General features: G+C 72.5%; 13 protein-coding genes. 6 read left to right on the top strand and 7 right to left on the bottom strand.

What is annotated here, in order from left to right; all coding sequences use genetic code 11:
• Positions 1–46: 46 nt before the first annotated feature.
• The gene (locus ACN28A_RS32900; protein WP_421402066.1) at positions 47–1,072 is read right to left on the bottom strand and encodes an iron-siderophore ABC transporter substrate-binding protein; all 1,026 of its coding nucleotides are present in this window, start codon (positions 1,070–1,072) and stop codon (positions 47–49) included.
• Between the two features lie 445 nt (positions 1,073–1,517).
• On the opposite strand from ACN28A_RS32900, the gene ACN28A_RS32905 reads away from it, so the two are divergent.
• Genes ACN28A_RS32905 through ACN28A_RS32915 form a run of 3 tightly spaced genes read left to right on the top strand, consistent with a single transcriptional unit; the run spans position 1,518 to position 4,536 of the window.
• The gene (locus tag ACN28A_RS32905; RefSeq protein ID WP_421402068.1) at positions 1,518–2,588 is read left to right on the top strand and encodes a FecCD family ABC transporter permease; all 1,071 of its coding nucleotides are present in this window, start codon (positions 1,518–1,520) and stop codon (positions 2,586–2,588) included.
• Positions 2,589–2,593: 5 nt separating this feature from the next.
• Positions 2,594–3,658, top strand: a complete 1,065-nt coding sequence (locus ACN28A_RS32910; RefSeq protein ID WP_421402070.1) for a FecCD family ABC transporter permease — start codon at positions 2,594–2,596, stop codon at positions 3,656–3,658.
• 2 nt (positions 3,659–3,660) lie between these two features.
• Positions 3,661–4,536, top strand: coding sequence for an ABC transporter ATP-binding protein (locus ACN28A_RS32915; RefSeq protein ID WP_421402072.1), 876 nt, complete (start codon positions 3,661–3,663; stop codon positions 4,534–4,536).
• A gap of 83 nt (positions 4,537–4,619) precedes the next feature.
• Here the strand turns inward: ACN28A_RS32915 and ACN28A_RS32920 are convergent, their stop codons facing one another.
• The 3 genes from ACN28A_RS32920 to ACN28A_RS32930 are packed head-to-tail and all read right to left on the bottom strand — an operon-like array spanning position 4,620 to position 5,826.
• Entirely contained in the window at positions 4,620–4,970 is a 351-nt protein-coding gene (locus ACN28A_RS32920; protein ID WP_421402073.1) for a nuclear transport factor 2 family protein, read from the bottom strand.
• 47 nt (positions 4,971–5,017) lie between these two features.
• A complete protein-coding gene (locus ACN28A_RS32925) occupies positions 5,018–5,473 on the bottom strand; it encodes an SRPBCC family protein (protein WP_421402075.1) in 456 nt (151 codons plus the stop codon).
• Positions 5,470–5,826 carry an ArsR/SmtB family transcription factor gene (locus tag ACN28A_RS32930; protein WP_421402077.1) on the bottom strand — a complete coding sequence of 119 codons (357 nt, stop codon included), beginning with the start codon at positions 5,824–5,826 and terminating at the stop codon, positions 5,470–5,472. The genes ACN28A_RS32925 and ACN28A_RS32930 overlap by 4 nt, the downstream gene beginning before the upstream one ends.
• A gap of 147 nt (positions 5,827–5,973) precedes the next feature.
• Here ACN28A_RS32930 and ACN28A_RS32935 point away from each other — a divergent pair, with 147 nt between their 5' ends.
• Entirely contained in the window at positions 5,974–6,750 is a 777-nt protein-coding gene (locus ACN28A_RS32935) for a maleylpyruvate isomerase family mycothiol-dependent enzyme (protein WP_421402080.1), read from the top strand.
• 148 nt (positions 6,751–6,898) lie between these two features.
• Here ACN28A_RS32935 and ACN28A_RS32940 read toward each other — a convergent pair whose 3' ends face one another.
• Positions 6,899–7,639 carry a restriction endonuclease gene (locus ACN28A_RS32940; protein WP_421402082.1) on the bottom strand — a complete coding sequence of 247 codons (741 nt, stop codon included), beginning with the start codon at positions 7,637–7,639 and terminating at the stop codon, positions 6,899–6,901.
• 183 nt (positions 7,640–7,822) lie between these two features.
• On the opposite strand from ACN28A_RS32940, the gene ACN28A_RS32945 reads away from it, so the two are divergent.
• Positions 7,823–8,245 carry a CU044_2847 family protein gene (locus ACN28A_RS32945; RefSeq protein ID WP_421402084.1) on the top strand — a complete coding sequence of 141 codons (423 nt, stop codon included), beginning with the start codon at positions 7,823–7,825 and terminating at the stop codon, positions 8,243–8,245.
• On the opposite strand, the gene mptB is transcribed toward ACN28A_RS32945, so the two are convergent.
• Complete coding sequence (gene mptB, locus ACN28A_RS32950) at positions 8,235–9,857, bottom strand: polyprenol phosphomannose-dependent alpha 1,6 mannosyltransferase MptB (protein ID WP_421402086.1); 1,623 nt, start codon at positions 9,855–9,857, stop codon at positions 8,235–8,237. The genes ACN28A_RS32945 and mptB overlap by 11 nt on opposite strands.
• Positions 9,858–10,026: 169 nt before the next feature.
• On the bottom strand, positions 10,027–11,355 hold the full coding sequence (locus ACN28A_RS32955) for a lysine N(6)-hydroxylase/L-ornithine N(5)-oxygenase family protein (protein ID WP_421402088.1): 1,329 nt from the start codon (positions 11,353–11,355) through the stop codon (positions 10,027–10,029).
• Positions 11,356–11,553: 198 nt separating this feature from the next.
• Here ACN28A_RS32955 and ACN28A_RS32960 point away from each other — a divergent pair, with 198 nt between their 5' ends.
• On the top strand, positions 11,554–12,513 hold the full coding sequence (locus ACN28A_RS32960) for a methionyl-tRNA formyltransferase (RefSeq protein WP_421402090.1): 960 nt from the start codon (positions 11,554–11,556) through the stop codon (positions 12,511–12,513).
• The last annotated feature ends 33 nt before the right edge of the window (positions 12,514–12,546 follow it).

Below are 12,546 nucleotides of genomic sequence, written 5' to 3' on the forward strand. Positions count from 1 at the left end.
GGCGGGGCGAGCGGGGCGGGTGGACGCCGGGGAACCGGTCGGGTGGTCAGCCGTCGCCGAGCAGCGGCAGGATCTGGTCCAGCGCGTACGGGACGCTGAGCACGGTGCTGAACGAGAGCGCGGCACCGAGCGGCGGGTTCTCGTAGGGCAGGAAGACCGCCCGGTTCTGCTTGGCCACCTCCAGGGTGGCGTAGACCTTGTCCGACTTCACCCGGGGCTCGGCGCCGGCGTCCGAGGTGAGGAAGAGCAGCTTGTCGACGTCGACCAGGTCCAGTCGCTCGGAGCCGATCTCGGCGGCGTACTCCTTGCCGGCCGCCTGCACGATGTTCTCCGGCACGGTGAAGCCGAGCTGGGTCATGAAGACCACCTTCGGGTCGCTCGGCGCGAAGACCGCGTACTTGCCCGCCTCGTACGGGTCGACCACCGCGACGCTCTTTCCGGCGAAGCCGGGGTGTTCCTGCCGGGCCCTGGCGAACCGGGCGTCGACGTCGGCGATCAGCTTCTCCGCCTGCTCGGCCTTGCCCAGCGCGCGGCCGGCCTGCCGGGTCATCTCCTGCCAGGGCGCGGCGTAGTCGGCGAAGCCCTTCGGCTGGGCGACGGTCGGGGCGAGTTGGGAGAGCTTCTGGTACTGCTCCTGGGACATTCCGGAGTAGAGCCCGATGATCAGGTCCGGTCGCAGCGCGGCGACCTTCTCCAGGTTGTAGTCGTCCCGCTCGCCGACGATCTCCGGCGGGGTGCTGCCCCAGAGCGGCTGCGCCCAGGGCCACTTGCCGTACGGCCGCTCCAGGAACCAGTCGATCGCGCCGACCGGTACGACGCCGAGGGCGAGCACCGGGTCCTGGTCGCTGAGGCCGAGCGTCACCACCCGGGTCGGCGCCTTGGTGATCTCGGTGCTGCCGTACTTGTGCTCGACCGTGACCGGGAACGTGCCGCCGGTGCTGGCCGACGCCGTCGGCTCCGCGTCGTCGTCACCACCGCCGCAGCCGGCCAGGCCGAGTACGAGGACGGCCAGCGCCGCCGCCAGTCGGCCGACCGGCCGGAAACGCGTGGTGCGGGCAGGTGTCGTGGACATCGGCTCCTCTTCGGGTTCTCTCAGCGTCCCGTCGCGCGGTACCGGCGGTCGGGCGGATCTGGTGGGCGGAGCGGTTCCGGTGCGTCCGTCGCGACGCGGCGGGTCGGCTGCGGTCGCGCGACGTCGGGCAACGGCGCCCGGGCGTCGGGTACGGCACCGTCGTCCGGTTCCGATGACGGTGATAGTAAGGTAACCCTTACCTAACTTCAACCGTCTCGCCGGAACGGTCCCGCCCCCACCTCCGAACGGACTCCCCGCGAGCCCGGCGCGGACCTGCCGTGCATCGACGCCGTGAACTAAGGTATACCTACCCTAAGAAGCGAATACGCTGCATATCAGGGACGAGCTTTCGGCGACGACGAGCACGACGGCGGACAAGGGCGGGACACGACGGTGAGCGCGACGACGACGGACGAGGCGACGGCGGACCAGACATGAGGCTTGCGTGACAACGGAGCAGGCAGCACCGGCGCGCCGACCCACACCCATCCGGGCGACGGGTCGCCGCCGACCCACCCGTCCGGTGGGGCTCTTCGCCGTCGCCAGCACCGTCCTGGTCGTCCTCTGCCTGCTCTCCGTCGCGGTGGGCAGCCGGCAGATCCCGCTGGACCAGGTGGTCCGGATCCTCCTCGACCGGGCCGCAGGCGGCACCGACCCGCAGATCGACGCGATCGTCTGGGGCGTACGCCTGCCGCGCACCGTGCTCGGCCTGCTGGTCGGGATGGCCCTCGGGCTCTCCGGCGCCCTGATGCAGGGGCTGACCCGCAACCCGCTGGCCGATCCCGGCCTGCTCGGCGTGACCGCCGGTGCCGCACTCGGCATCGTCGTCGCGATCGGCTCGTTCGGCATCGCCACGCTCTACGGCTACATCTGGTTCGCCTTCGCCGGCGCGCTGCTGGCCAGCATGGTGGTCTACCTGCTCGGCGGGCTCGGCCGGGGCGGCTCCACCCCGGTCAAGGTGGCGCTGGCCGGGGTGGCGGTCACCTTCCTGCTCAACTCGGTGACCAGCGCGATCGTGCTGCGGGACCCGGACGCGCTCAACCGTTACCGGTTCTGGGCGGCCGGATCGCTCTCCGGACCGGACTTCGGCACCATCGGCCAGCTGCTGCCGTTCCTGGCGGTAGGCGCCGTACTCGCCCTGGCCACCGCCCCGGCACTGAACAGCCTCGCCCTCGGCGACGACGTCGCCGCCGCGCTCGGCCGCCGGGTCGGTCTGGTACGCCTACAGGGCACCCTGGCCGTCACCCTGCTCGCCGGGGCGGCGGTCGCGGTCGCCGGGTCGATCGTCTTCGTCGGTCTGGTGGTGCCGCACGTCGCCCGGCTGATCACCGGACCGAACCACCGCTGGCTGCTGCCGTTCACCATGGTGCTCGCGCCGAGCCTGCTGCTGCTGGCCGACATCGTCGGCCGGGTCGTCGCCCGCCCCAGCGAGGTCGGCGTCGGCGTCATCGCCGCGTTCATCGGCGGTCCGTTCTTCATCATGCTGGTCCGGCGCCGCCGGCTCGCGGAGCTCTGATCGCCGTGACCCTGCTCGACCTGCGCCGCACCGGCGGCCGTACCGCGTTCCGGATGGGCCGGCCGCCCGTCTCCGGCGTACTCCGCGGGCGGCTGCTGGTCTGCTGCCTCGGGCTGGTCGCCGCCACGTTCGTGGTCTTCTGCGTCGGCATCGCCACCGGCGACTACCCGGTCAGCCCGCTGCGGGTGGTGCCCGCGCTCTGGGGTTCCGGCGACCCGGCCCAGGTCTTCATCGTGCGGGAACTGCGGCTGCCCCGGGCGCTCACCGGCGTCCTCGCCGGTGCCGCGTTCGCCGTCTCCGGGGCGGTCTTCCAGACCATCACCCGCAACCCGCTGGCCAGTCCGGACATGATCGGCATCAACGCCGGCGCCACCACCGCCGTGGTGGCCGGGATCGTGCTCGGCAGTGCCGGGCTGAGCCTGCCGGTGCTCGGGCTGGCCGGCGGGATGGGCACCGCCGCCCTGATCTACCTGCTCGCCTGGCGGCGGGGTGCCACCGGCTACCGGATCGTGCTGGTCGGCATCGCCGTCTCCTGGATGTGCGCCAGCGCCACCGACTACCTGCTGACCCGGGCACAGCTGGCCGAGGCGCAGGCGGCGCTCGGCTGGCTGGTCGGCAACCTCAGTGGGCGCGGTTGGGAGGCGGTCCGCCCGCTCTCCGTCGCGGTGCTGATCCTGCTGCCCGCCGGGATGCTGCTCGGGCGGTGGACCCGGACCCTGCACCTGGGCGACGAGGTGGCCCGTGGGCTCGGTACGCCGGTGCAACTGGCCCGGCTCTGCCTGGTGGTCGTCGGCGTCGCGATGGTCGCGTTCGCCACCGCCGCCACCGGGCCGGTGCTCTTCGTGGCACTTGCCGCACCACAGATCGCGCAGCGGCTGGTGGGGCTCTCCGCGCCGCCGCTGCTGGCGTCCGCGCTGACCGGGGCGTTGATGGTCTCGGCCAGCGACCTGGTGGCCCGCTGGCTGATCCCGGACGTCGACCTGCCGGTCGGCGTGGTCACCGGGGCGCTCGGCGCGGCGTTCCTGCTCTGGCTGCTCGTCCGAACCAATCGTGCCGGTTCTGGAGGCTGACAATGACCCTGGACCTGACCGTCGTCGACACCGCGCTCGACACCCCGCCGCCGAGCGCTGCCGGCCACCCCGAGCTGCGGGCCGAACGGCTGCGCCTGGCGTACGGCGAGCGGGTCGTCGTGGACGACCTGGACCTGGTCGTCCCGGCCGGCCGGATCAGTGTGATCGTCGGCGCCAACGCCTGCGGCAAGTCGACCCTGCTCCGGGCGCTGGCCCGGTTGCTCAACCCGACGGCCGGCAGCGTCCAGCTCGACGGCCGGGCGATCCACTCGCTGCCCACCCGCCAGGTGGCCCGGCAGGTGGGGATCCTGCCGCAGGCACCGGTGGCACCGGACGGGCTGACCGTGCTCGACCTGGTCGGCCGGGGCCGCTCGCCGCACCAGACGTGGTGGCGGCAGTGGTCCACCGACGACGAGCGGGCGGTGTCCGAGGCGCTCGCCGCGACCGGCGTCACCGAACTGGCCGACCGGCCGGTCGACGAGCTCTCCGGTGGGCAGCGCCAGCGGGCCTGGATCGCCATGGCGGTGGCCCAGCAGACCCCGGTACTGCTGCTGGACGAGCCGACCACCTTCCTCGACCTGTCCCACCAGATCGACGTACTCGACCTGGTGGTGGACCTGAACCGGCGGGACGGCCGGACCGTGGTGATGGTGCTGCACGACCTCAACCAGGCGTGCCGGTACGCCGACCACGTGATCGCGATGAAAGGTGGCCGGATCGTCGCCCAGGGTGAGCCGTCCCGGGTGGTCACCGCCGAACTGGTCGACGAGGTCTTCGACGTACGGTGTGAGGTGAGTCTCGACCCGCTCACCGGTACCCCGCTGGTGATCCCGACCAGCCGGCACCATCCCCGACCGATGGTGTCCGCCGGCACCTGACCGCCCGCCGGCACCTGACCGCGTCCGGTCCGCCGCTCCGGTCCGCCCTGGGCAGGCGCCTGGGCGGCCGGTGGGGTGCGCGGTCAGGGAAGTGGGACCACGTAGGAGTCGACCTCGGCGATCAGGCCGGCCCGGAAGGTGAACAGGTCGCTGTAGGCGAACCGGAACCGGCCGTTCGCACGGTGCCGCCCGATGCCGGTGCCGGTCACCACCACCACGTCGCCGGCCTCGACGGTGCGCTCGACGGTCAGCTCGGGGCTGCCCTCGAACGCGGGATTCTCTATCTCGTCGTCGAACTCGACCTTGCCGCGCGTGGTGCGGAATCCGTGGATCCGCCAGACGACGTCGTCGGCCAGGCAACCGAGGACCGCGTCGTGGTCGCTGCGCCGGAAGCCGTCCATGTAGCGGTGCACGAGCTGCGTCTGTCGGGTCACTGCTGTTCGCTCCCTGTCGGTGGTGCTGGTCAACTCACGAACTGCGCTCAGTTCGCCGAGCCGCGCAGTTCGCGGAGCACGGCGTCGAGCCGTTCGAGGATTCCGGCCAGGCCGCCGCGGGCCTGCTCGGTCCGGAGTCCGGGGGGCAGCCGCCGCTGGTGGACCAGCAGCGTGGTGCCGGGCCCGCTCGGGCGCAGGCGGATGTCGGTCGTGATGCCGGTGCGTGACTCGGCGAGCACCAGCCGGCTCGGCGGCTCGACGATCTCGTAGCGGAAGCAGAGCGCCCGCCTGCTTCCGTCGGCGCCCTCGGTCTCCAGCTCGAACGTGCCGCCAACCCGGAGGTCGACGACCACCGAGGCGCGCGGAACCGTGGCGTGCCGGCCACCCCAGAACGCTGCCAGGTGCTCCGGGGTGGTGAACACCTCCCACACCAGCGCGGGCTCGGCGTCGAGATGTCGACGGGCGATCAACTGGTCGCCGTCGAGGCTCACCTCGGTCGTCATCGGTGCTGCCCCGTCCGCACCGACGCCAGGTGCTCCGCCAGCCGGTCGAGGCGGGACTCCCACTCCCGCTGCTGCTCGTCGATCCAGCCGGTCAGCTCCCGCATGCGCTCGACGTTCAGCCGGCACGGCCGGCGCTGGCCGTCGACCCACTGCCGGACCAGCCCGGAGCGCCGGAGGATGCCGACGTGCCGGGAGACGGCCTGGTGCGTCAGGTCGAAGGGCTCGGCGAGCTCGCCCACGGTCGCGTCGCCCCGGGCGAGCCGGGCCACGATCGCCCGCCGGGTCCGATGGCTGAGGGCGGCGAAGACGGCGTCCAGCTCGACTTCGTCCTCGACGTGGTCGGCGACTGTCACGTCTCGGAACAGTATGCGCAACCAATCCCTTGCACAAGTGGTCTGTTGAATATCTTTCCGTTAGACGCTCCGGATGGCCCAAGGTGCAATCCCGCCGGCAGGCACGGCACTTGCGAGCGTGGCGGACGGGCTCCTAGCCTCACCGGCATGGCCAAATCCGCGCTGTTGAACGCCGTTGTGGAACAGACACACACGTTTGCCGACTGGGTACAGGGCAGGGACGCGACGACCCCGGTGCCAACCTGTCCGAAGTGGACGCTGGCCGACCTTGTCGACCACGTCGGTGCGACGCAGCGCATGGTGGCGATGCTCGTGGCGGAGCGGATGTCCGAGCCGAGCAGGGCTTTCGCCGGCTACACCCCGGCACCGACCGATTCGGCCCGGTGGCGCGGGTGGCTGACCGACGGCGCGGCGGAGGCGAAGCAGGCGTTCGAATCGGTAACCGACGACACGCCGGTGTGGGATCCGTCCGGTGCCGCCGCAGGCGTGTTGTTCTGGTCGCGTCGGCTATTCGGCGAGGCGTGTGTGCATCGCGCGGACGCGGCTGCGGCGCTCGGCCTGCGGTACGAGCTGGCGCCGGAGCACGCCGTCGCGGCCATCGAGGACTGGCTGGACACGATGACCTCTCCCGGCTACTGGGAGAACAGGCCGGACTTCGCCACCGCGATGCGCGGCAGCGGCCAGACCCTGCACTTCCACGCGACCGACGCCCCCGGAGAGTGGCTGGCCCGCCGGGAAGCGGACATGGTCGTCCTGGAACGCGCCCACACCAAGGCGGACGTCGCGGTACGCGGCCCGGCCGCCGAACTACTGCTCGTGCTCAGCAGGCGTCGTCCGCTGGCGGCGGCCACCGAGCTGGAGATCCACGGCGATCGGGCACTGCTCGACCACTGGATCGAACACATGAACTGGGTCACCGACTGACGGAGGTGTCGAGGGCTGTCCGGACCGGCGGCAGGCGTACGGCGATGTCCCTGCCACCGGTCGGCCCCGGCTGGCCACCCCCTGTCGGCCGACCTGACACGTCACCCTGCCCGTTGCCGGTCCAGCGGCTCCGGCCGGCCTCGACAGGTCACCGCGCCCGATGCCGGCCCAGCGGCTCCGGCGGACGCCCGGTGTACGCCCACTCCCCCAGCGCCGACCGGTCAACCAGCCCGATTCCCAGCTCGCGGGCCAGCCGCAACCCGTCACCGGCCGCGAAGAACCCGTTGGTGACGATCACGCAGATCTCGCCCCGGTGGATGCTGCGGCAGGTGCCGGCGAAGCGCTGGATCGCCGCACTGCCCACCCGGTTCGCCGGGCTGTGCCGCTTGCACTGCACCACGATCCGGCGGCCGTCCGGGGAGATCGCCGTGATGTCCGCGCCCCGGTCGGCGGCACCACCGCAGACCGCCACCCGGGAGAAGCCCGACCTGCGCAGCAACGCGGCCACCCAGCCCTCGAACTCCGCACCGGTCATCGTGTCGGTCGCCTCGACCCGGCAGGCGCGTACCGCCGCGTCGGCGTCGGCTCGGAACCGTGCCCGGACCAGCAGGACGACGATCGTCGCTCCGGCCGCCAGCAGGGTCACCGCGACGACAACCGACCAGACCGGTTGACGCTGGACGAAGTCGACGACCAGCCAGCCGAGCACCAGCCCGCCGACCGTACCGCCGAGCCACCAGCCCGAGCGGTCCGGCGTCCGGCTGGCGGCCCGGCGGGCGTACGGGCGTCGTGGGCGGGGGCGTCGGGTGCGGAAGCGTCGGGTGCGGGACCGGTAGTGTCCGCGCACCCGCGTGCCGTCCCGGCGGGTGTACGACCGTACTCGCGGCATCCGGTCCCTTCCGGTCTGGACTCCAGCGTTGGCGAACTGGACCTTCGAGGGTATCCACCTCGGACAAGTCGCCCGTTCGATGACGGTCGGGCCCGGGATGGCCACCGGGAACGCATCGGGGTGGTCGGCGCGGCGCCGCTAGACTGGGCCGTCCCTGGTTGGGCGACCGGTGAGGACGGCGTTGTGACCTACTACGTGGAGATTCCGGTCGACGACGACAGTACGGTGCTGGTCGAGGTGACCCACCAGGTCACCGGGGTCGCGCCGGCCGGCCGGCCCCGGGAGGTGGTGACCCGGCTGACGGAGACCTTCGGCGAGGCGTTCGACCGGTTCCACCGGCTGGCCAGGAGCGCGGCGGCGCAGGCCCGGGACGCGGGCGGGGCGGACCGGGTGGCGATCGAATTCGGTCTCAAGGTCGCCGCAAAGGGCGGCTTCGTGGTCGCCGAGACCACCGGCGAGGCACACATGAAGGTCACCTTCGAGTGGAACCGTGCCGCCGCACCGGCGCCGGTCCGCAGCGAATCCGAGCAGAGCGGCGCCGGGGAAGGGAGCCCGGAGCGGGAGTCCCCGTCGACCGAGGCGTCCCCGTCCGGCCCTACCGGCTGACCTGTCGCCCACCGCGCCGAGCCCGGCGGGCCAGCAGCCAACGTGTCCGACCGGTCGGCAACCAACGTGTCCGACCGGTCGGCAGCCAACGTGTCCGACCGGTCGGCAACCAACGTGTCCGACCGGTCGGCAACCAACGTGTCCGACCGGTCGGCAACCGGCGTGCCCGGCGGGTCAGCAGCCAGCCGGTCAGGGCCAGGTCGAACAGCGCACCCGGGACCTTGGTCTTGGTGGCCAGGCCGAGGCTGTCCGGCAGGGTGAGGAAGACCAGCCCGGCGGAGCCGGCGTCGAGCACGGTGCCCAGCCGTCCTCGGGGTGTGCGGGTGGCGGCGAGCACGGCGATCGCGGCGAGGGCGTACCAGGGGTAGAAGACCGGGCCGAGCAGCGCGGTGGCGAGCAGGGCCACCCCGGCGGCGGGTACGGCGGCCGCGACGCCGCCGAGCACCGCCCGGCGCCAGGCGAGCAGCAGGACGGCACCGAGCGCCAGCAGGCCCGCCAGCCGGGCGATCTGGACCGCGCCGTCGAACGCCTCGGGATGGCCTGCCGCCCGCAGGCCGTAGCCGACCGCCATCCCGACCCCGGTCGGGATGGACAACCACTGGACGTTGCCGGCGGTCGCCGGCCAGCTCCGGACGAATCCGAGGCCGTACCCGGTGACGCCGGCCAGCAGCAGGACGGTGCCGATCATCGCCCCGGCCAGGACCGCGCCGGCCGCGACCCGGCGCCGGGCGGTCCGCGCCCAGGGGACCACGGCGATCGCGAACGGCAGCACCACCAGGGCGGTGGCCTTGACCGAGGCGGCGGCGCCGAAGGCGGCACCGGCCACGGCCATCCGGCCGGCGACGGTACGCAGCTCGACCGCGGCCAGCAGCCCGAGTACGACCAGCCCGGCGAGGAAGGCGTCGTTGTGCGCCCCGGAGACGACGTGTACCAGCGGCAGTGGCCCGATCGCGCCGAGCCAGACCACCCGGGCCGGGTTCCCGCCGCAGTGCCGGGCCAGCCGGGCACCCGCGGCGGTGGCCAGCAGTACCCCGGCGACCGCCACCAGCCGGAGCAGGGTGACGGCGAGCGGCAGGACCCCGTCCGCCACGCTGGCGGCGAAGCCCTCGACGGCCAGCCAGAGCGAGCCGTACGGCGCGGGCGCGTCCCGCCACATCGGCGAGACCGACTCCAGCCACCGGCAGGGTAGCTCCGCCGGCCCCACGGCGTACGGGTCCAGCCCGGCCCGGACGATCTCCCCCTGGCAGGCGTACGCGTAGACGTCGGTACTGCCCAGCGGTGGCGCCAGCAGCAGCGGTACGGCCCAGAGCGCTCCGGTGCCCAGCAGCCAGCCCGGGGTGACGTCGGCCTGCCGCAGTCGCCACCAGGCGGCGGTGAGTCCACCGGCACCGGCCAGCCACAGCCCGACCCCGACCGCCCAGCCGGCTCCCCGCCCGGCGGCCGGCCCGGCCAGGTGAGCGCTGGCCGCCGTCAGCACACCGCCGAGCAGCCCGGCCCAGCGCAGCCGCGCCGACGACAGCCCTCCCCACGACCGCGCCGGTGACAGCCACCCGCGCAGCCGGGCCGGTGACAGCCTCCGCCGCGGCCGGACCGGTGCCAGGTGCTCGCGCATCCGCGCAGGCTCACCCGGGCAGGTGAACGCCCACCCCGCTCCGGCCTACCTCCCGGCGAACTTCCGCCGACACCCGCACGCCCGGCGCGAGCCGACACCCGCACGCCCGGCGCGAGCCGACACCCGCACGTTCCGCGACGGCGGCTCGGCCCGGTGCCCGGCCCGGTGCCTATACGAACTCGGGATGCGGGGCGGGGACGGCGGAGCGGCTGGAGATCGAGTCGAGGATCTCGGCCGCCCGTACGGCGGTATTGGAGAGCAGTGACGAGGAGATGCCGTGGCTGTGTTCGGTGCCGCCCTGGAGGTAGATGCCGGCCCGGACCTCGGGACGGGTCCGCAGCCGGTAGTCCCGGTCCACCAGGGCCCGTCCGGTGTCGTCGCGCAGGCACACCTCGGCCACCTCGCCGAGCAGGTCGAACGGGTCGACCGGACGGTATCCGGTGGCGAAGACCGCCACGTCGGCGTCGAGCACCGTCCTCTCCCGGCTGACCAGCGACTCGACCACCATCCGCACCCCGTCCGGAGTACGGACGGTCTCGACCGGGCGGGTCAGGTTGAGCATCCGGAGCCGTTCGACGCCGCGTACCTTCTCCTGGTAGACGCGCCGGTACAGCTCGTCGATGAGTTCGGCGTCGACGACGGAGTAGTTGGTGTTGCCGTGGTAGGCGAGCATCATCTCCTTCACCTCCGGCGGGGCGGTGAAGTACTCCTGCACGGCGGCCGGGTCGAAGATCCGGTTGGCGAACGAGCTGTCGTCGGCCGGGCTGTAGCCGTACCGGGAGAAGACCGCGCAGACCTCGGCGGCGGGAAACTCGCGGTGCAGGTGGTCGACGGCCTCGGCGGCGCTCTGGCCGGCGCCGACCACGACGAACCGGGTCGGCTCGGACGGCACCAGGCCACGCAGGTTGGACAGCAGGTCCCGGCTGTGCCAGACCCGGGTGTCGGCGGTTATCCCGTCCGGCAGGTACGGCCGCAGCCCCACCCCGAGCACCAGGTTGCGGGCCCGGTAGCTGACCGGCGCGGCGGAGCAGGGTCCGGCCTGGGCCAGTACCTCGAAGTGGTCGAGTTCGCCGTCGCGCCAGACCGGGCGTACGTCCACCACGTCGTGCCCGTACCGGACCATGTCGTCGACCTGCGCCGCCGCCCATTCGAGGTAGTCGTGGAACTCGACGCGGGACGGGAAGAGGTTCTTGTGGTTGATGAAGTCGATCAGCCGCCCCCGGCTCTGCAGGTAGCAGAGGAAACTGAACCCGCTGGCCGGGTTGCGCAGCGTCACCAGGTCCTTGAGGAACGACACCTGCATGGTGGCGTCGTCGAGCAGCATTCCCCGGTGCCAGCCGAAGCGGGGCTGGCGCTCCAGGAAGACCGCGCTGTCGACTCCGCCGGGGCCGGCGGTGCCCTCCCGGATGGCGATGGCCAGGGCGAGGTTCGACGGACCGAAGCCGATGCCGAGGAGGTCGTGGACGTGCGGATCGTCGCTGCGATTGGTTAGTGACATACCTGTCCCATCAGTCTGCCGGCCGGTCGGCGGCGTGGTGGAGGACTGGATCCCGCTTCGGACCCGGTGCGGCTGGCGCGGACGGTCGACCATCCGTGGCATTTAGGTTAGGCTAACCTACACCAAGGTCAAGAACAATATGGACCACAGGGCCGGTGCAGCGACCACCCGGCCAGTGCAGCGAAGAGGAGACCGTCGATGCGGGTTGTCATGTTCGGCTACCAGACCTGGGGGCACCGCACCCTTCAGGCGCTGCTGGACTCCGAGCACGAGGTGACCCTCGTCGTCACGCATCCGCCCAGCGAGCACGCCTACGAGAAGATCTGGGACGACTCGGTGGCCGAACTGGCGGGCAAGCACGAGGTACCGGTGCTGCTGCGCAAGCGCCCCGGCGACCCCGAGCTGATGGAGCGGCTCCGGCAGGCCGCACCCGACGTGATCGTGGCGACGAACTGGCGCACCTGGATCCCGCCGGAGATCTTCACGCTGCCCCGGTACGGCACGCTCAACGTGCACGACTCGCTGCTGCCCGCGTACGCCGGATTCAGTCCGCTGATCTGGGCACTGCTCAACGGCGAGCGTGAGGTCGGGGTCACCGCGCACCTGATGGACGAGACCCTGGACGCGGGCGACATCGTGCTGCAACGCGCCGTACCGGTCGGCCCGACCGACACCACCACCGACCTGTTCCACCGCACGCTGGAGCTGTTCGGCCCGATCACCGTGGACGGGCTGGCGCTGATCGCCTCCGGCCGCACCGACTGGACCCCGCAGGACCGCTCCAGGGCGAGCTTCTTCCACAAGCGCTCGATCGAGGAGAGCCGGATCGACTGGAGCTGGCCCGCCGAGGAGATCGAACGGCTGGTCCGGGCGCAGTCCGACCCGTACCCGAACGCCTTCACCCACCACGACGGTGCGCGACTGCGGATCGTGGCCGCCCGGGTCTCCGAGGGGCGCTACGGCGGCACGCCCGGCCGGATCTTCTACCGGGAGGGCGACGGCGTGGTCATCGTGGCCGGCGCCGACGCGCGACGCGGCCACCGACCCGGCCTGGCAGTCACCAGGGTACGCACCGACGACGACCGGGAGTACGCCGCCAACGACTACTTCCGGACCATGGGCGGCTACCTGACCCGCTATCCGGACGGCCGGCTCTAGCCCGACGGCCCACCGGAAGCCCCACGGCCCACC

It is taken from the genome of Plantactinospora sp. WMMB782 (genome assembly GCF_049179135.1).
GTDB lineage: Bacteria > Actinomycetota > Actinomycetes > Mycobacteriales > Micromonosporaceae > Plantactinospora.